General features: G+C 69.0%; 14 protein-coding genes. 7 read left to right on the forward strand and 7 right to left on the reverse strand.

Annotated features, from left to right (window positions below):
• The first annotated feature begins 43 nt into the window (after positions 1-43).
• A complete protein-coding gene (locus HV742_RS28710; protein ID WP_083037075.1) occupies positions 44-772 on the forward strand; it encodes an ABC transporter permease in 729 nt (242 codons plus the stop codon).
• Here HV742_RS28710 and HV742_RS28715 read toward each other — a convergent pair.
• Positions 769-1,359, reverse strand: coding sequence for a surface-adhesin E family protein (locus tag HV742_RS28715; RefSeq protein ID WP_175147005.1), 591 nt, complete (start codon positions 1,357-1,359; stop codon positions 769-771). The two genes, HV742_RS28710 and HV742_RS28715, sit on opposite strands and share 4 nt — an antisense overlap.
• 149 nt (positions 1,360-1,508) lie before the next feature.
• Here HV742_RS28715 and HV742_RS28720 point away from each other — a divergent pair, with 149 nt between their 5' ends.
• The gene (locus HV742_RS28720) at positions 1,509-2,882 is read left to right on the forward strand and encodes a hypothetical protein (RefSeq protein ID WP_175147006.1); all 1,374 of its coding nucleotides are present in this window, start codon (positions 1,509-1,511) and stop codon (positions 2,880-2,882) included.
• A gap of 35 nt (positions 2,883-2,917) precedes the next feature.
• Here HV742_RS28720 and HV742_RS28725 read toward each other — a convergent pair whose 3' ends face one another.
• Positions 2,918-3,607, reverse strand: a complete 690-nt coding sequence (locus HV742_RS28725) for a GntR family transcriptional regulator (protein ID WP_054416941.1) — start codon at positions 3,605-3,607, stop codon at positions 2,918-2,920.
• Positions 3,608-3,768: 161 nt separating this feature from the next.
• Between HV742_RS28725 and araD the strand changes: the two genes are divergently transcribed.
• The 3 genes from araD to HV742_RS28740 all read left to right on the forward strand — a co-directional run bounded on the left by araD (position 3,769) and on the right by HV742_RS28740 (position 7,311).
• Positions 3,769-5,499, forward strand: coding sequence for an L-arabinonate dehydratase (gene araD / locus HV742_RS28730; RefSeq protein ID WP_175147007.1), 1,731 nt, complete (start codon positions 3,769-3,771; stop codon positions 5,497-5,499).
• Positions 5,500-5,546: 47 nt separating this feature from the next.
• Positions 5,547-6,257, forward strand: coding sequence for a ribonuclease activity regulator RraA (locus tag HV742_RS28735; protein WP_006385340.1), 711 nt, complete (start codon positions 5,547-5,549; stop codon positions 6,255-6,257).
• Between the two features lie 64 nt (positions 6,258-6,321).
• Entirely contained in the window at positions 6,322-7,311 is a 990-nt protein-coding gene (locus HV742_RS28740) for a Bug family tripartite tricarboxylate transporter substrate binding protein (RefSeq protein ID WP_063581780.1), read from the forward strand.
• A gap of 72 nt (positions 7,312-7,383) precedes the next feature.
• On the opposite strand, the gene HV742_RS28745 is transcribed toward HV742_RS28740, so the two are convergent.
• Together HV742_RS28745 and HV742_RS28750 are read right to left on the reverse strand one after the other, a co-directional pair.
• The gene (locus HV742_RS28745) at positions 7,384-8,358 is read right to left on the reverse strand and encodes a tripartite tricarboxylate transporter substrate binding protein (protein WP_175147008.1); all 975 of its coding nucleotides are present in this window, start codon (positions 8,356-8,358) and stop codon (positions 7,384-7,386) included.
• A 13-nt stretch (positions 8,359-8,371) separates the two neighbouring features.
• Positions 8,372-9,274, reverse strand: coding sequence for a dihydrodipicolinate synthase family protein (locus tag HV742_RS28750; RefSeq protein ID WP_175147009.1), 903 nt, complete (start codon positions 9,272-9,274; stop codon positions 8,372-8,374).
• 277 nt (positions 9,275-9,551) lie between these two features.
• On the opposite strand from HV742_RS28750, the gene HV742_RS28755 reads away from it, so the two are divergent.
• Positions 9,552-10,274 carry a GntR family transcriptional regulator gene (locus HV742_RS28755; protein ID WP_421436969.1) on the forward strand — a complete coding sequence of 241 codons (723 nt, stop codon included), beginning with the start codon at positions 9,552-9,554 and terminating at the stop codon, positions 10,272-10,274.
• 211 nt (positions 10,275-10,485) lie between these two features.
• On the opposite strand, the gene HV742_RS28760 is transcribed toward HV742_RS28755, so the two are convergent.
• Both HV742_RS28760 and HV742_RS28765 read right to left on the reverse strand, forming a co-directional pair.
• The gene (locus tag HV742_RS28760; protein ID WP_049073987.1) at positions 10,486-11,472 is read right to left on the reverse strand and encodes a Bug family tripartite tricarboxylate transporter substrate binding protein; all 987 of its coding nucleotides are present in this window, start codon (positions 11,470-11,472) and stop codon (positions 10,486-10,488) included.
• An 82-nt stretch (positions 11,473-11,554) separates the two neighbouring features.
• On the reverse strand, positions 11,555-12,679 hold the full coding sequence (locus HV742_RS28765) for a muconate/chloromuconate family cycloisomerase (RefSeq protein ID WP_175147010.1): 1,125 nt from the start codon (positions 12,677-12,679) through the stop codon (positions 11,555-11,557).
• A gap of 107 nt (positions 12,680-12,786) precedes the next feature.
• Between HV742_RS28765 and HV742_RS28770 the strand changes: the two genes are divergently transcribed.
• Positions 12,787-13,671, forward strand: coding sequence for a LysR family transcriptional regulator (locus tag HV742_RS28770; RefSeq protein ID WP_049073985.1), 885 nt, complete (start codon positions 12,787-12,789; stop codon positions 13,669-13,671).
• An 82-nt stretch (positions 13,672-13,753) separates the two neighbouring features.
• Here HV742_RS28770 and HV742_RS28775 read toward each other — a convergent pair whose 3' ends face one another.
• Positions 13,754-16,891: a CheR family methyltransferase gene (locus HV742_RS28775; protein ID WP_175147011.1), complete on the reverse strand. Its 3,138-nt coding sequence runs from the start codon at positions 16,889-16,891 to the stop codon at positions 13,754-13,756.
• Positions 16,892-16,916 lie beyond the last annotated feature (25 nt).

The following is a 16,916-nucleotide window of genomic DNA, read 5'->3' on the forward strand; positions in this document are numbered from 1 at the left end:
GTCCCCGCCACGCGCGCGGCGCGACGGCGCGGCCGCGCGCGCCGTGCTGGGCCTGGGCGGCCTGGCGGCGCTGTTGGGGCTGTGGTGGCTGGGCACCGAGGTGCTGGCGCCGGCCGGCGGCATGGCGCGGCGCTTTGCGCCTGGCGCCACGTTCGCGAGCCTGTGGCAGTTGCTGACCGGCTCCGACCTGCCGCTGCACGTGCTGGTCAGCCTGCGCCGCGTGGCCGTGGGACTGGGGCTGGCGCTGGCCATCGGCGTGCCGCTGGGCCTGGCCATCGGCAGCTACCGGCGCCTGGAGGCGGCGTTGTCGCCGGCCATGCAGTTCCTGCGCATGATCTCGCCGCTGTCATGGATGCCGATCGCGGTGATGGTGTTCGGCGTGGGCGACGACCCGGTGTATTTCCTGCTGGCGTTTGCCGCGGTCTGGCCCATCGTGCTGAACACCGCCGCCGGCGTGCAGCAACTGGACGCGCGCTGGCTGCAACTGGCGCAGAGCATGGCCGCGACCCGCTGGGAGACGCTGCGCCATGTGATCCTGCCGGGGGTGCTGGGCCATATCCTGACCGGGGTGCGGCTGGCCATCGGCATCCTGTGGATCGTGCTGGTGCCCTGTGAAATGCTGGGCGTGTCGGCGGGGATGGGCTACTTCATCCTGGATACGCGCGACCGGCTGGCCTATTCGGAGCTGATGGCCATGGTCTTGCTGATCGGCGCGCTCGGCTTCGCGCTGGACGCCGCGGCGCGGGCGCTCTACCGCTATTGGCGCGGCTAGGGCGTGGCATCCCGGCTCGCCGCCGTGCCCTGGGGCCGGGCGCGGCGGCCGTCGGCCGGGCAGATCACGGTGCGCAGCGAGCGCTGCACGGGATCGCGCACCACCGGCGCGTTCGTCATGCCGGCCACGGGCAGCGATTCCACCAGGCTGCCGGTGGCATTGGGACCGGCAAAATGCTGGGTCTCGGTGACGGTGTAGGTATTGTTGCTGCAATTCATGATCACGGCCTGCGTCACCGAGCCGTAGGGCTGGCCGTTGGTCTCCGAAACCCGGGGTTGCGCATAGAACCAGGCCACCGTCGCCAGCATCACCACCGGCCGTTCGGACAATTGCGTGATCGAGGCGCCGTCGTAGAACACGCCCGGCATGCTCTGCGGCGCCAGCGGCTGCCAGTCCGAGCCGTTGACGGACGCGGGCGCGGCGTCTTCGGCCTGGTGTGGCGGGCCGCCGACGTCGCACGGCCGCGCGTTGCCGTCGCGCTCCGTCAGCGGCGCGCAGCCGCCGGCCGCCGTGACGGCCGGCTGGGCCCAGGCCGATCCCGCCAGCATGGCCAGGATCAGGGTGTGTAGCGCGTGCCTTGCTGTCATGAGGGCGTTTCCCGAGCGGCTTCCGTGTCAGTGTGGCCCCAGTATAGAGAAAGATCCGGTCATGACCGGCGCGCGGGTATAGTCTCGTCCGTCCGGACGCCAACGTGGCCACACGCCGCGGCAGTCCGGTTCCAGGAGAAACGAGCACGATGAATATCAGGGGGTTCGCCGGCGTGGCCGCGATTGCCGCGACCGGCCTGCTGGCCTACGGCCTGCACCAACTGGTGCCGGAAGGCCAGCCATTGACGCGCAGCGAGGTCATCGGCGAACTCGACGGCCCGCCGCTGGCCGGCTATTCCCGCACGCGCCTGTACCGCTATGGCGATCACCAGTACCTGACCGGACAGTTGATCTCGGGTGACCGCGAGCTGGCCGGGCTGGGTCGGGCACCGGTGCTGGATGCGCTGGTGCCGGCCGCGGCCGGCGGCGACCGTCCGCCCGCGCCGGCGGCGCAGACGCCTGAGGGCGCGCCGGCCAGCGGCCGGGCGCAAGCGCTGCTGCGCAGCGGGGCGGCCGCGCGCGAGGTCCGCAACCTGATCTATGGCGGCCGCGACAACGGCCGCTACGCGCTGCTGGGTTCCATCGGCGGCGATGCTGGCGTGACGCTGATCGGCACGCCTGGCCAGGCCCTGTACCTGGTCACCGGCACCTTGCGCCGGCCGGCCGAGGGCGAGCAGCCGCCGGCCCGGGAGGTCTTGCGTTCCGACGACCAGGGCGCCAGCTGGCGCCGGGACCCCGAGGTGGCGCTGGGCGCGCCGCAGCGCCACACCATGTTCCTGAGCGACGCGCGCGCCCTGGCGCTGGCGGAAGGCGCCGATGGCGAACGTTTGCTGGTGAGCGAAGACGGCGCCCGGCGCTGGTCGACGCTGCGGCTGCGCGAGCAGGTCTGGCCCGACAGCGACAGCTATGGCAAGGCCTTTTCCGAACACGCGGACAGGGCCGGCGCCGGCGAACGACTGGCCTACGGCTGGTCGCTGTATCCGGTGGCGGCCGATCGCGCGGTCGGCTGGAGCTGGCGCGACCGCGTCGCGCCCGGTGGCGGCGCGCGGCGCATCGAGACCCGGCGCTTCGAGGTGCGGTTGCAGGACGGCGCGCCGCCGGCGTTCCGCATCACCCCCGACGTGGCCCCGGTGCCGGCGCAGGACCCGCTATCGTGGCCGGTGCTGGGCCAGCCGGTGTACGCCACGCACGGCAACCGCATCTTCCGCCTGGAGCCGGACCAGGGCAACTGGCACGAACTGGCCGCCACGCCAGACGTGCGGGGCCGGCCCACGTGGATCGGCCAGGCCTGGTTCGGCCGCCAGGGCTGGGTGGTCCAGACCTACGCGGATCATCTTTTCTCATTCGGCGATTACACCCGCACGTACTTCTACACCCGCGACCAGGGTCGCCACTGGCGGCCGTTCCAGCTCTCGCCCGACCAGGAACGCGGCCTGCTCGGCCTGGACGCGGCCGGCGAGGGCGTGCTGGTGCATGCCGTTCGGGACGGCCGCACGCTGATCGTGCGCTATGCGCTGGAGTAAGGCGGCGCGGTGACTCCACGCGCCGGCCATCCGCTTCAATCGGCCAGCACGTAGTCCGGATAGCGCTTGCAGATCTCGGCCACCTGGCTGAGCGTGCCCGACAGGTGCTCGCGCAGCGCCTGCTGCGCGCGCGGCGCGTCGCCCGCGGCGATGGCGTCCAGCACGCGCTGGTGGTCGTCCATGATGCGTTCGGCCTTGCCGGCTTCCGGCAGGTGCAGGCGGCGCAGGCGGTCGACGTGGCCACTGTAGCGCTGCTCCATGTCCCACAACGCGGTAACGCCGGCGGCCATGTGCATGTCGCGGTGGAAGGCCTGGTCGGCTTCCATGAATTGCGGGTACTGGCCGGCGGCGTGGCAGGCGCGCTGGCGCTCGATGCTGGCCTGTAGCTGCTGAATCAGCAGGGGATCGGGCTTCTGCGCCAGCAGATGCACGATTTCGAGTTCGATCGACCGCCGCAGGAAGTGCGCCTGGCGCGCCGCGGCGATGTCGATGCGGCTGACCACGGTGGTGTGCTGCGGATAGATCTCGACCAAGGCTTCCTCGGCCAGTTTCATGAGGGCGTCGCGGATCGGCGTCTGGCTCAGGCCGTAGGCCTCGGCCAGCATCACGCGCGACAGCGGCGCGCCCGGCGCCAGCTCCAGGGAAATGATCTGTTCGCGCAGATGTTCGAAGACCTGCGGCGCGGCATGCCGCGAGCGGTCCAGTCTGAGCTTGTGGCTAGGCATCGGGCGAAATTCGGTAAAGGTCGATCGTGGACGGGGCGGTGGTGGAACCGCAGTGTAGCGGGTTTTCACCTAGCTGACGCACTAATGTATTAGTGTTTAAATGGCCTCGTCAACGATTTTGTCTCCTTCATTTCCTCGCACCCCAGGACCCGCACCCGCCTATGAAACGCACCTACGAAAGCCTGCGCAGCGCCGCCTGGATGGCCAAGGACGACCTGCGCTCGTTCGGCCATCGTTCCCGCATGATGCAGATGGGCTACGGCCCCGACGACTGGGCCGGTCGCCCGATCATCGCCATCATCAACACCTGGTCCGACCTGAACCCCTGCCACAGCCACTTCAAGCAGCGCGTCGAAGACGTCAAGCGCGGCGTGTTCCAGGCCGGCGGCTTTCCGGTGGAACTGCCGGCCATCTCGGTGTCGGAATCGTTCGTCAAGCCCACCACCATGCTGTACCGGAACATGCTGGCGATGGAGGCCGAGGAGCTGTTGCGCAGCCACCCGGTGGACGGCGCGGTGCTGCTGGGCGGCTGCGACAAGACCACGCCGGGCCTCTTGATGGGCGCCATCAGCGCCGGGCTGCCCTGTGTCTACGTGCCCGCCGGCCCGATGCTGCGCGGCAACTGGAAGGGCAAGATCCTCGGTTCCGGCTCGGATGCCTGGAAGCTGTGGGACGAGCGCCGCGCCGGCAAGATCACGCAGGAACAATGGACCGAGGTCGAAGGCGGCATCGCCCGCAGCTACGGCACCTGCATGACGATGGGCACGGCCAGCACCATGACCGCCATCGCCGAGGCCATCGGCATGACCCTGCCGGGCGCCTCGTCGATCCCGGCGGCCGACGTCAACCACATGCGCATGTCGGCCGAATGCGGCCGCCGCGTGGTCGAGATGGTGTGGGACGACCTGACGCCGCAGCGCATCCTGTCGCTGGCCTCGTTCAAGAACGCCATCAACGTGGCCATGGCCATGGGCTGCTCCACCAACGCCATCATCCACCTGGTGGCCATGTCGCGCCGCGCCGGCCATCCGGTGGGCCTGGACGACTTCGACGCCGCCAGCCGCAAGGTGCCGGTCATCGCCAACATCCGGCCCAGTGGCGACAAGTATCTGATGGAAGACTTCTTCTATGCCGGCGGCCTGCCGGCGCTGATGTCGCGCCTGGAAGGCCACCTGGACCTGTCGGCCATGACCGTCACCGGCAAGACGCTGGGCGAGAACATCGCCGGCGCCGAGGTCTACAACGACGATGTCATCCGCAAGCTCGACACCGCCATCTACGATGAGGGCGCGCTGGCGGTCCTGCGCGGCAACATCGCGCCGGACGGCTGCGTCATCAAGCCCAGCGCCTGCGCGCCGCAATACCTGCAACACACCGGCCCGGCGCTGGTGTTCGACGACTATCCCAGCATGAAGGCCGCGGTCGACGACGAGAACCTGGACGTCACCGCCGACCACATCATGATCCTGCGCAACGCCGGCCCGCAGGGCGGCCCCGGCATGCCGGAATGGGGCATGCTGCCGATCCCCACCAAGCTGGTCAAGCAGGGCGTGCGCGACATGCTGCGCCTGTCCGACGCCCGCATGAGCGGCACCAGCTATGGCGCCTGCATCCTGCACGCCGCGCCCGAGGCCTACATCGGCGGCCCGCTGGCGCTGGTCAAGACCGGCGACCTGATCACCGTCGACGTGCCGGCCCGCCGCATCCACCTGAACGTCAGCGACGAGGAACTGGCCGCGCGCCGCGCCGCCTGGACGCCGCCGCCCAAGCGCTACGAGCGCGGCTACGGCTGGATGTACTCGCAACACATCCTGCAGGCCGACGAGGGCTGCGACTTCGACTTCCTCGAAACCAGCTTCGGCGCGCCCGTGCCGGAACCGGAAATCTTCTGAACCCGCCATCCCCTGAATCGCTTTCCCTGGAGTTTTCCGTGTCAGACATGAATCCCGCCACCCGCGCCAAGCTGGCCGGCATCAGCACCGCTACGCTGTGCACCGCCTTGTTCAAGCGCGGCCTGCGCAACCAGTTCATCCAGGACGTGCGGCCGCTGAACGCGACGCTGCCCAACATGGTCGGCCCGGCCTTCACGCTGCGCTACATCCCGGCGCGCGAGGACCTGAACAGCATCAAGGTGTTCGAGGACCGCGCCCATCCGCAGCGCGCCGCGGTCGAGACCTGCCCGCCCGGCGCGGTGCTGGTGATGGACAGCCGCAAGGACCCGCGCGCCGCCTCGGCCGGTTCGATCCTGGTGACCCGCCTGATGAAGCGCGGCGTGGCCGGCGTGGTCACCGACGGCGGTTTTCGCGACTCGCCCGAGATCGCCGAGCTCGGCTATCCCGCGTACCACAACCGGCCGTCCGCGCCGACCAACCTGACGCTGCACCAGGCGCTGGACATCAACGCGCCCATCGGCTGCGGCGACGTGGCCGTGTTTCCCGGCGACATCGTGGTGGGCGACCGCGAGGGCGTGGTGGTGATCCCCGCGCACCTGGCCGACGAGATCGCGGACGAAGCGGTGGAGATGACCGCGTTCGAGGACTTCGTCACCAGCCAGGTGCAGGCCGGCGCGTCGATCCTGGGCCTGTATCCGCCCACCGACCCGGCCACCAAGGACAAGTTCGCCGCCTGGCGCAAAGAACAGGGCCGTTGAGCCCTGGCGCCGGCCGACCGGCCGGCGACCCATGCCTATAAAACACAGAGGGCAGGAGACAAACATGAACAAGCAACGTCGCAGCGCGCTGGCCGCGCTGCTGGCAGGACCGCTGCTGGGCGCGTGGGCGCTGCCGGCCGCGGCCGCCGAGTGGCCGGCGCAGAAGCCGATTTCCTACGTGGTGCCGTTTACCGTGGGCGGCTCCACCGATGTGGTCGGCCGCGTGCTGGCGCAGAAGCTGGGCGACCGGCTGCACCAGAACGTCATCGTCGAGAACAAGCCCGGCGCGGCCGGCGGCATCGGCGCCACCTACGTGGCCAAGGCCGCGCCCGATGGCTACACGCTGTTCGGCGGCACCATCAGCACCCATGCCATCAACGCCAGCCTCTACAAGAACCTGAAGTACGACCCGGTCAAGGACTTCGAGCCGGTCTCGCTGATCGCCTATCTGCCGAACGTGCTGCTGGTCGATCCGAACCTGGGCGTGAACTCGGTGGCCGACCTGATCGCGCTGCTCAAGAAGGATCCGTCCAAGCGCACCTTCGCCTCGTCCGGCGCCGGCACTTCCACCCACCTGGCCGGCGAATTGTTCGCCAGCATGATCGGCGTGCCGCTGACGCACGTGCCGTACAAGGGCACGCCGCCCGCCATGGTCGACGTGTCCTCGGGCGCGGTGACGTTCATGTTCGACCAGATGACCGCCGCCTTGCCGCTCTTGCAGACCGGCAAGCTCAAGCTGCTGGCCGTCACCACCAAGGACCGCATCTCGCTGGCCCCCGACGTGCCCACCATGCAGGAGGCCGGCGTGCCCGGGTTCCAGATGGCCTCGTGGCAGGCGGTGTATGCGCCCAAGGGCACGCCCAAGCCCATCCTCGACAAGCTCGCCGCCGAGATCGCCGTGATCGTGAAGGAACCCGACGTGCAGGAAAAGCTCGGCAAGACCATGGGCATGGAACTGGTCGGCAGCACGCCCGACGAACTGCGCGCCCTGATGGCCACGGAAATTCCGCGCTGGGCGGAGGTGGTGAAGAAGTCGGGGGCGACGGTGGAGTGATGGCTCGTCAAGACCTGATTCCCACCCCGGCCTGGAGCCGGGGTTTTTGTTTTCCGCGTCCGGATTCCCGCGTCAGGGTTTCAGGTTCAGCTTCGGCACCAACGCATTGAAGGCCTGTTCCTGCCGCGCCACGTCGGCCGCGAATTGCGGTTGGTCGGCGTATGACGGCGTCAGGTTCTGCTTGCGCATCAGGGCCTGGAAGTCCTGCGACTGCGCCACCTGGCGCGCGGCGTTGCGCCATTTTTCGATGGCGTCGGCCGGGGCCGACTTCGGCAGGCCGATGCCGCGCCAGACGCTGAACTGCAGGTCGGCGCCGCGTTCCTTCATGGTCGGCACCTCCGGCAGGGTGTCGAGCCGCTTCGGCGCCATCACGGCCAGGGTGCGCAGCTTGCCGGTGTCCACGTGCTGCTGCAGTTCGGCATAGGCCACCGTGGTGGCCTGCACGTCGCCGGACAGCAGGCCCATGATGGCCGGGGCCGAGCCCTGGTAGGGCACGTGCACGAACTTCACGCCGGTCTGCTCGCCCAGCGCCGCGGCCGCCATGTGCGGCACGGTGCCGATGCCGGCGTTGGACACCGCCACCCGTTCCGGATTCTTCCGCGCGTAGTCGAGGAATTCCTCCACCGTCTTCCACGGCGCGTCGGCGCGCACCGTGACCGATGACGGATCGTCGGTGAAGCGGGCGATCGGCTGGAAGTCCTTGACGGTGGTCTTGCCGATGCCCATGAGCGGCACCACCAGCATTTCCGGCGTCATCAGCACCAGCTTGTAGCCGTCGGGCTGGGCGTTGGCCACGTACGACCAGCCGATCGAGCCGCTGGCGCCGGGTTTGTTGATGACCACGGTCGGTTGCGCCAGCAGGGGCGGCCGCACCGCCTCGGCGATGGCGCGGGCGGTGTTGTCGCTGCCGCCGCCGGGCTGGTAGGCGACCACCAGCTCCATCGAGCGGCTGGGATAGTCGGCCGCCATCGCGGCGGGGGCGGCCGCGACGCAGGCCAGGAAGGAGAGGGCGCTGAAGGCCAGCGCGGGCAGGCGGGTGCGGGTCATGGTGGCTCCGGTATCAGTAGCCCAGGGCTGAAAGATCCGCCAGTGTCTGGCGGGTGATGGCAAGGGTGCGTTCGCGTTCGGTGCCGGCCAGGTCCAGGCGCGGCGGCTTGACGGTTTCGGCGCTGCCGGTGATCAGGTGCTCGGCCAGCTTGATGTGCTGCACCAGCTTGACCACCGTGTCCAGGTGGAACAGCGGCGTCAGCGCCGCGTACAGCTTGCGGGCGCGCTTGAAGTCGCCTTCGACCGCCAGCCGCAGCAGGTCCACCGACGCTTTCGGCACGGCGTTGGCCATGCCCGAGACCCAGGCGGTGACGCCCAGCGCGGCGCTTTCCAGCACCAGGTCGTCGACGCCGCAGACCACCGCCAGGCGGTCGCCGAAGCGCGTGATCAGGTCGGTCACCCGGGTGGTGTCGTAGGATTCCTCCTTGATGGCGACGATGGTCGGCTCCTCCAGCAACTGCGCCACCAGGTCCGGCGTCAGGTCGACGCCGTAGCCGCGCGGGTTGTTGTACAGCAGGATCGGCAGGGGGCTGGCCTGCGCCACGCTGCGATAGAACGCCACCGTTTCGCGCTCGTCCGACTTGTACGTCAGGCCGGGGAATACCATCAGCCCATCGACGCCGATCTGCGCCGCCTGGCGCGCGAAGGCCGCGGCGCGCGCGGTGCCGGTCTCGGCCACGCCCGACACCACCGGCACGCGGCCGCGCACGGTCTCGACCGCGATGCGCAGCACCTCCAGCTTTTCGTCGGGCGCGAGCTGGGCGTTTTCGCCCACCATGCCCATCATCACCACGCCGCCCACGCCGTTGGCGATCAGGCGCTCCAAGCCCTGGCGGATGGCGTCCGCGTCCAGCGAGAAATCGGGCTTCAGTTTGGTGGTGACCGCGGGAAATACGCCTTGCCATTGAATGCTCATGCTGCCGCTCCTGTTGCGTGATCCGCCCGGCTTGTATTGTCGGGCTATTGATTGGATATTGGATCCAAAATAAAAAAGCCAGAAAAACGAGGCGCACGGCCTCGAACCATCGCCCCGGCAAGGGCGCGGATTTATGTTGGATCATGGATCCAATATACTCACATTAAACGGGTTCCGGACACCGGCTGTCTCTCGGGGTTTTCCTGGGCGTGGGGCAGGTGGAGCGGATCCGCCGCCGTCCGGCGTCCGCCGGGCGGAATCCTCCACCGGATGTGACGTGTCCCAGAATACCTCTCCCGCCAGCGCCACCCAACCCCGCGCCGCCGCCGGATCCGCCGGCCGCCTGGTGCGCAAGACCGCCGTCGACCTGGTGGTCGACGAATTGCGCGACCGCATCCTGTCCGGCGCGATCGCGCCGGGCTCCGCCCTGCGCCAGGAACTGCTGGCCGAGGAACTGGGGGTGAGCCGGCTGCCGGTGCGCGAGGCGATCCGCCAGCTCAGCGCCGAAGGCCTGGTGGACATGATCGCGCACCGCGGCGCCTACGTCTCGATGCTGTCGCGCGCCGAAGTGCAGGAGTTCTTCGACATCCGCCTGCGGCTGGAACCCTGGCTGCTGCGGCTGGCGGTCTCGCAACATACGCCCGACGAACTGGACGAGGCGGCGCGCATCGTGGCGCGGATGGACAGCGCCGAACCGCAGCAGTGGGGCCGCTTGAATTGGCAACTGCACGAGCTGCTGTACCGCGCGGCGCAGCGGCCGGCGGCGCTGGCCATGGTGCGCGCGCTGCATGAAAAATCCGAACGCTATTTCCGCTTCCAGATCGTCAACGCGCCGATCCGCCAGCAGGCCCACGACGAGCACAGCGCCCTGATCGCATTCTGTCGCCAGGGCCGCGCCGGCGAGGCCGAGGCGGCCCTGGAACACCACATCGCCGAAGCCGCCGAGCAGATCCTGGCCATTGTCGATCATCTGCTGGATACGACGGCCGCGCCGGCCTGAGCGCCGATCGCCTGCCTCCCGTGATTGCGATGGCGGGGCGGCAATCGCGATGACAGGGGCGGGCGCCAGCAGGTCCGAAGATCGCCAGGCCATAGCGTGCCACGCGCCGGATTTCCGGCCTCGCCAAAAAAACGCCGGCCCGGAATGACTTCCAGCCGGCGTTCGTGACGTTGCGGGTGTGCGCGACGCCCGGTTCGAGTCCGCGCGGGACTCAGTTGATCTTGATATTGCGTTCCTTCACCAGCACCTTCCACTGCGCGGTTTCCTTGGCCAGGTAGTCACGAAGTTCGTCGGGCGTGCCGCCGATCGGTTCGGCGCCGATCGAGTCCAGCGTCGCCTTGACCTTGGGCTCGTTCAGGGCCTGGCGCATGGCCGCGTTCAGCTTGGCCACGACCTCGGGCGGCGTGCCGGCCGGCGCGAAGGCGGCGAACCAGGGCATCAGTTCGTAGCCGGGCAGGCCGCTTTCGGCCACGGTGGGCACGTTGGGCAGGGCGGCCGAGCGCTTGGCGGTGGTCACCGCCAATGCGCGCAGCTTGCCGGCCTCGATGTGCGGCTTGGCCGACGTCACGCTGTCGAACATGTAGTCCACCTGGCCGCCCAGCAGGTCGGCGATGGCCGGGCCGCTGCCCTTGTAGGGCACGTGCAGCATGTCGATCTTGGCCATGGACACGAACAGCTCGCCCGCCAGGTGGATCGAGGTGCCGACGCCGGCCGAGGCGTAGGTGTAGTGGTTGGGCTGCGCCTTGGCCTTGGATATCACTTCGTCCACGCTCTTCACATCGTTGCGCGCGGGGTTGGTGACCAGCACGTTCGGCACCACCGCCAGCAGCGAGATCGGCGCGAAGTCCTTGATCGGGTCGTAGTTCAGGTCGGCGTACAGCGCCGGGTTCACGGCCATGCCGTTGGCCACGATCAGGATGGTGTAGCCGTCCGGTTTGGAACGCGCCACGCTGGCCGCGCCAATGTTGCCGCCGGCGCCGGCGCGGTTCTCGACGATGAACGAGGTGTTCAGTTGCTTGCCCATCGACTCGCCCAGGGTGCGGGCGATGCTGTCCATGGCGCCGCCCGGCGGGAACGGCACGATCCACTTGACCGGCCGGTCGGGATAGCCGTCGGCCATCGCGCCGCTGGCGGCGCCGAGCAGGGCCAGGCCCATGCAGGCCCGGGCGAGGTGTTTGAAAGCGTGGCGCAAAACCATGTCGTGTCTCCGTGTGCTTGAATTATTTTTCCGCGCGCCGATGCGTGGCCGGCGCGCGGGAACAACCGTGGGGCAGGGCGCGTCAGCGGTCCCTGCGGTAGAAAGCCAGTTTGTCTTCGTCCAGTTCCAGGCCCAGGCCCGGGCCGGTGGGGATCACCATCTCGAAATCGGCGTAGCGCGGCGGGTTGGCGACGATGTCGTCCTTGAGCAGCAGCGGGCCGAACAGCTCGGTGCCCCACGACAGCCGCGGCAGGCAGGCAAAGCCATGCGCCGAGGCAATCGAGCCGACCGAGCCTTCCAGCATGGTGCCGCCGTACAGCGACATGCCGGCGGCGTCGCCGACGGCGGCGGTGCGCAGCATTTCGTGGATGCCGCCCGACTTGGCGATCTTCAGCGCCAGCACGTCGGCCGCGCCCAGGCGCGCGATGGCCAGCGCGTCCTCGGGGCCGTTGACGGCTTCGTCGGCCATGATGGGCACCACGAAGCGCGCCGCCAGCCGCGCCATGCCGGCCAGGTTGGCGCGCGGGATGGGTTGTTCGATCAGGTCGACGCCGGCCGCTTCCAGACGCGCGATGGCGCCGGCCGCGTCGGCCTCGTTCCAGGCCTGGTTCACGTCCACCGTGACGCGGGCGCGCTCGCCCAGCGCCTGCTTGATGCGCGACACGTGGGCCACGTCGTCGGCCACGGCGCGGCGGCCGACCTTGAGCTTGAAGGTGTTATGGCGGCGGCTGGCGAGCAGCGATTCGGCTTCCTCGATGTCGCGCGCGGTGTCGCCGCTGGCCAGGGTCCACAGCACCGGCAGGCTGGCGCGCACGGCGCCGCCCAGCAGGGTCGAGACCGACACGCCCAGGCGCTTGCCCTGGGCATCGAGCAGCGCGCTTTCCAGCGCCGACTTGGCGAAGCGGTTGCCGCGCGCCACGGTTTCCAGGCGCCGCATGGCGGCGTGGATGTTGGCCGCGTCCAGCCCGGCCAGCGCCGGCGCCAGGTAGGTGTCGATGGCCAGCTTGATGCCTTCCGGGCTTTCCTCGCCGTACGACAGGCCGCCGATGGTGGTGGCCTCGCCGATGCCCTCGATGCCGTCGCTGCAGCGCAGGCGCACGATCACCAGCGTCTGGCGCTGCATCACGGCCATGGCGAGCTGGTGGGCGCGGATGGTCGGCAGATCCACCAGGATCGCCTCGACCGAGTTTATCGTTACCGGATTCATACTTTCCAGAGCAGGTTCTTCAGGTGACGTGCAGTATCGCTTGCGTTAGATCGCCAAGTCCAAGACTATATGGGTCTCCATTTATACCTTCAGGGTTTGGATAAACCATGGAACTCAGGCACCTGCGCTACTTCCAGGCGGTGGCGCGCGAGGGCAGCTTCACCCGCGCCGCCGAAGCGCTGCACATGGCGCAGCCACCGCTCAGCCGCCAGATCCGCCAGATGGAAGAGGAACTGGGCGTCGCGCTGTTCGAACGCACCACCCGCGCCCTGCGCCTGACCGAGGCCGGGCGCTTCCTGCTGGAACAGTCGCGGCTGCTGACCGCGCGGCTGGACGAAGTGCTGGAGGGCACGCGCCGGCTGGGCCAGGCGCGGCGGCGCTGGTTCGGCATCGGCTTCGTGCCCTCGACGCTGTACGGCTTCGTGCCGGAGCTGATCCGGCAACTGCGCGGCGCCGACGCGCAGGTCGAGGTCGGCTTGATGGAGATGACCACGCTGCCGCAGCTGGAGGCGCTCAAGGCCGGCCGCATCGACCTGGGCATCGGCCGCATCCTGCTGGACGATCCGGCGATCGAGCGCCGCGTCCTGATGACCGAGCCGCTGATGGCCGCCGTGCCGCTGCGCCATCCGCTGGCCGGCTGCGACAGCGTCTCGGTCGACCGGCTGGCGCAGGAGCCGTTCGTGCTGTATCCGGCCCGGCCGCGGCCCAACTTCGCCGATCATGTGCTGGATCTGTTCCGCGCCGCGGGCCACGCGCCGCAGGTCGCGCAGGAGGCCAACGAGCTGCAGACCGCCATCGGCCTGGTGGCGGCCGGCCTGGGGGTGACGGTGGTGCCGGCATCGGTGCAGCGCCTGCAACGGCGCGACGTGGCTCACGTGCGCATCGACGCCGAGGCCTTCGTGTCGCCGGTGATCGCCAGCTATCGCAAGGACGACGCCTCGCCGTTCCTGGCGCAGGCGCTGGCCCTGGCGGCGCAATTGGCGAAGGGGTAACCAGCGGAGGCGGGCCGGTCGCGGCGGGTCGGCAAGGCGATCGGGCTGTCCGGGCTGAGGGATTTCGGCGGGCGCTGCCGCTTCAGGCCGGACCTGGCGGCTCGGCCGCGCCAGTGTCGTTTTCCAGGGGCACTTCGATGTGGCAGGCAATGCCGTCCTGCCGGAATGCCAGCGTGGTCTTGGCGGCCAGGGTGAACCCCAGCGCGTGCTCGATCAACTCGCGGCCATAACCGCGGCGGCTGGCGTCGGGCGCCACCGGCAGGCCGGTTTCGACCCAGTCGAGCACCAGCACTTCCCGGCTGTCCTGGCGGGCCAGGCGCCATTGGATGTCCAGGCGCCCGGTGTCGTAGTTCAGGGCGCCATACTTGACCGCGTTGGTGGCCAGTTCATGGATGGCCAGCGCCAGCGTCTGGATCCGGTCCGCGCGTAGCGGCACGGGCGGACCGGCAAGCGAAATCTGGTGGCCGTTGCCGACGGCCTCCAGTTCACGGCGCATCATGTCGTGGAATTCGATGCGCTCGCCGCCGGTTTCTCCCAGCAGGCCCTGAACGCGATCCAGGGCGGCGAGCCGGGTGTCGAAGCGCTTGAAGGGTTCACCTTCGCCCAGCGTGCGCCGGGCCACGTTCTTGACCAGCGCCAGCAGGTTGCGGGTGCGGTGCTGCAATTCGGAGATCAGGATGCGATGGCGCCGTTCGACGCGGGTGATCTGGGTGATGTCGATGAAGGTCACGACCACGCCGTCCACCCGGCTGTCGCTGCCGCGGTAGGGCACCAGCCGCAACAGATAGTGCTTGCCGTCCAGCGTTCCGGCGATGCGCCGTTCGATCGGCTGATAGCGGTCGTAGACGTGCTGGATGTCACTGGCGAACGAGGGCAGGTCGAAACGGCTGGCCAGATCGGTGATCGGCCGGCCGCAGTCGCTGGGCAGGATGTTGAACACGTCGCCGACCGCGGGGGTGAAGCTGCGGATGATCAGATCGTGGTCCAGGAACAGCGTGGCGATGGCGGTGCTTTCGAACAGGTTGTGCAGGTCGCTGTTGCTGCGGTCCAGCTCGTCGACCTTGCCATGCAATTCGCCATTGACCGTATGCAGCTCTTCATTGAGCGATACCAGTTCTTCCTTGGAGGCTTCCAGTTCCTCGTTGGTCGATTGCAGTTCCTCGTTGACGGACAGCAGTTCCTCGTTCGAGGATTTCAGCTCTTCCAGGGCGGTTTCATATTCCTCGATCATCGATTGCAGGCGCTCGCGCGTGTCGCGCAGCTCGGTTTCCATGTGCTGGGCGGCGCCTTGCCGCAACGCATGCGCATGGACCTGGGCTTCTTCGCGCGTCAGGACCGGCCCCTGGTCGGTGAACAGCACCAGGTACAGCGGTTCCGTGTCGTGGCGGGCGGCCAGCGGCTCGACGGTCAGCGACACGCGCTGCACGCGGCCCTCGTCGTCCTCCACCGCGACGTCGCGGCGCACCGCCGGCATGCCGTTCTCGACCGCGGCGTGCAGCAGGGTGCGCAGATCCAGCCGCAGGCCCTTGCGCGCCAGCGTCAGGATCTGGCGTGTGGGCGCGCCGGCGGCCGCCTCCAGGTATTTGCCGGTGCGGCCCGAGTAATAGACGATGTCGCCGTCCCGATTGACCAGCACGTGGGCGGGCGCATGCTGCGCCAGCACCTGGGCATCGACCGCCTGGCGCAGCGCGGCGGCGCCGGGTTGCGGGCGCGGAGGGCCCGCGCTGGGCTGGCCGCGGGACTGCAGGGATGCCAGCGGCAGCGCGGGCCGGGGCGGCGGGGCAATGTCGGCGCGGCGCTGGAAGATGCGGTGCCGTTTCTCGACCGGACTGAACAGTTCGCTGAACTGGCTGACGTTCTCGGACATGCCCAGGAACAGGTAGCCGCCGGGCCGCAGCGAATAATGGAAGGTGGGAATGACCTGCTTCTGGATCTCGCCGCCGAAGTAGATCAGCAGGTTGCGGCAGGAAATCAGGTCGATGCGCGAGAACGGCGGGTCGCGCAGCACGTTGTGCGGCGAGAAGATGCACAGTTCGCGCACCTGTTTGTTGACCACGTAGCCGTCGCCGTCGGCGACGAAATGGCGGTCGCGCCGCTCCTGCGGCATGCTGTCGAGCAACTGGCCGGGATAGCGCGCGGCCCGGGCCACGGCCAGCGCGCGGTCGTCGATGTCGGTGGCGAACAGCTGGATCTGCGGCGTGGCCGCCATGCTGTCCATGTGTTCACGCAGCAGGATGGCCAGGGAATAGACTTCTTCGCCGGTGGCGCAGCCCGGCACCCAGATGCGCACCGATTCGGACGTGCCACGGTTTTCCAGCAGCTTCGGGATGATCTGGCGCTGCAGCGACTCGAACGCCTGGGCATCGCGAAAGAAATTGGTCACGCTGATCAGCAGGTCCCGGAACAGCGCGCTGGCCTCCTGCGGGGAGACTTTCAGGAACTCGACATAGGCCTCGAGGCTGCCGATCTGGTTCACGTGCATGCGCCGCTGCACGCGGCGCATGAAGGTCCTGTTCTTGTAGCCGCTGAAGTCATGGCCGACCCGCGCGCGCAGCAGATTGCTTATTTCGAGTCCGGCCGCATCCAGCCGCACCGCGCCGCTGGCCTGCGTCCCGGTCGTCGCGTCCGGCAGCGTGGGCAGGCCCTGGGCGAACTCCACCAGGCGTTTTCCCATCTCTTCGGCCGGCAAGGCGAAGTCGACCAGGCCGCTGGCGATGGCGCTGTCCGGCATTTCCGGATTGCGCGGTCCATAGCCGTCGGCGGCCTGCGCCAACGTCAGGCCGCCGTGTTCCTTGATGGCCTTGATGCCCAGCGTGCCGTCGGAATTGCCGCCGGACAGGATCACGCCGGCGGCAAAATCGCCGCAATCACGCGCCAGCGCGGAAAAGAACAGGTCGATGGGCCTGCGTCCGGGCAGATCCGCGGGACGCTTGAGCACCCGCAGGCGGCGATGGCTCACGGACATGAGCGCATCGCGCGGCAGCACGTAGACGCTGTTGATCTCGATCTGCTGGTTGTCGACGGCGGTCAGCACCGGCAGCGAGGTGTAGCGCGAGACCACCTCGGACAGATGGCTTTCGCGCGAGGGGCTCAGATGCGTGACCACCACGAACGCCACGCCGGGCGCGGGCGGGATACCGCGGAAAAAGCCTTCCAGCGCCTCGACGCCGCCCGCGGACGCGCCTACCCCGACGATGGGGAATTCCGGTGTGAGGGTCATGGTTGTGCGCGCCGGCCGTACCGGG

Source organism: Achromobacter ruhlandii, assembly GCF_902859695.1.
Taxonomy (GTDB): domain Bacteria; phylum Pseudomonadota; class Gammaproteobacteria; order Burkholderiales; family Burkholderiaceae_B; genus Achromobacter; species Achromobacter ruhlandii.

Excerpts from the sequence above, each read along its gene's own strand:
- HV742_RS28775 (WP_175147011.1), bottom strand. The coding sequence starts at position 16,891 with ATGACCCTCACACCGGAATTCCCCATCGTCGGGGTAGGCGCGTCCGCG.
- HV742_RS28715 (WP_175147005.1), bottom strand. The coding sequence starts at position 1,359 with ATGACAGCAAGGCACGCGCTACACACCCTGATCCTGGCCATGCTGGCG.
- HV742_RS28765 (WP_175147010.1), bottom strand. The coding sequence starts at position 12,679 with ATGAATCCGGTAACGATAAACTCGGTCGAGGCGATCCTGGTGGATCTG.
- HV742_RS28750 (WP_175147009.1), bottom strand. The coding sequence starts at position 9,274 with ATGAGCATTCAATGGCAAGGCGTATTTCCCGCGGTCACCACCAAACTG.
- HV742_RS28760 (WP_049073987.1), bottom strand. The coding sequence starts at position 11,472 with ATGGTTTTGCGCCACGCTTTCAAACACCTCGCCCGGGCCTGCATGGGC.
- HV742_RS28720 (WP_175147006.1), top strand. The coding sequence starts at position 1,509 with ATGAATATCAGGGGGTTCGCCGGCGTGGCCGCGATTGCCGCGACCGGC.
- HV742_RS28735 (WP_006385340.1), top strand. The coding sequence starts at position 5,547 with ATGAATCCCGCCACCCGCGCCAAGCTGGCCGGCATCAGCACCGCTACG.
- HV742_RS28740 (WP_063581780.1), top strand. The coding sequence starts at position 6,322 with ATGAACAAGCAACGTCGCAGCGCGCTGGCCGCGCTGCTGGCAGGACCG.
- HV742_RS28770 (WP_049073985.1), top strand. The coding sequence starts at position 12,787 with ATGGAACTCAGGCACCTGCGCTACTTCCAGGCGGTGGCGCGCGAGGGC.
- HV742_RS28725 (WP_054416941.1), bottom strand. The coding sequence starts at position 3,607 with ATGCCTAGCCACAAGCTCAGACTGGACCGCTCGCGGCATGCCGCGCCG.
- araD (WP_175147007.1), top strand. The coding sequence starts at position 3,769 with ATGAAACGCACCTACGAAAGCCTGCGCAGCGCCGCCTGGATGGCCAAG.
- HV742_RS28745 (WP_175147008.1), bottom strand. The coding sequence starts at position 8,358 with ATGACCCGCACCCGCCTGCCCGCGCTGGCCTTCAGCGCCCTCTCCTTC.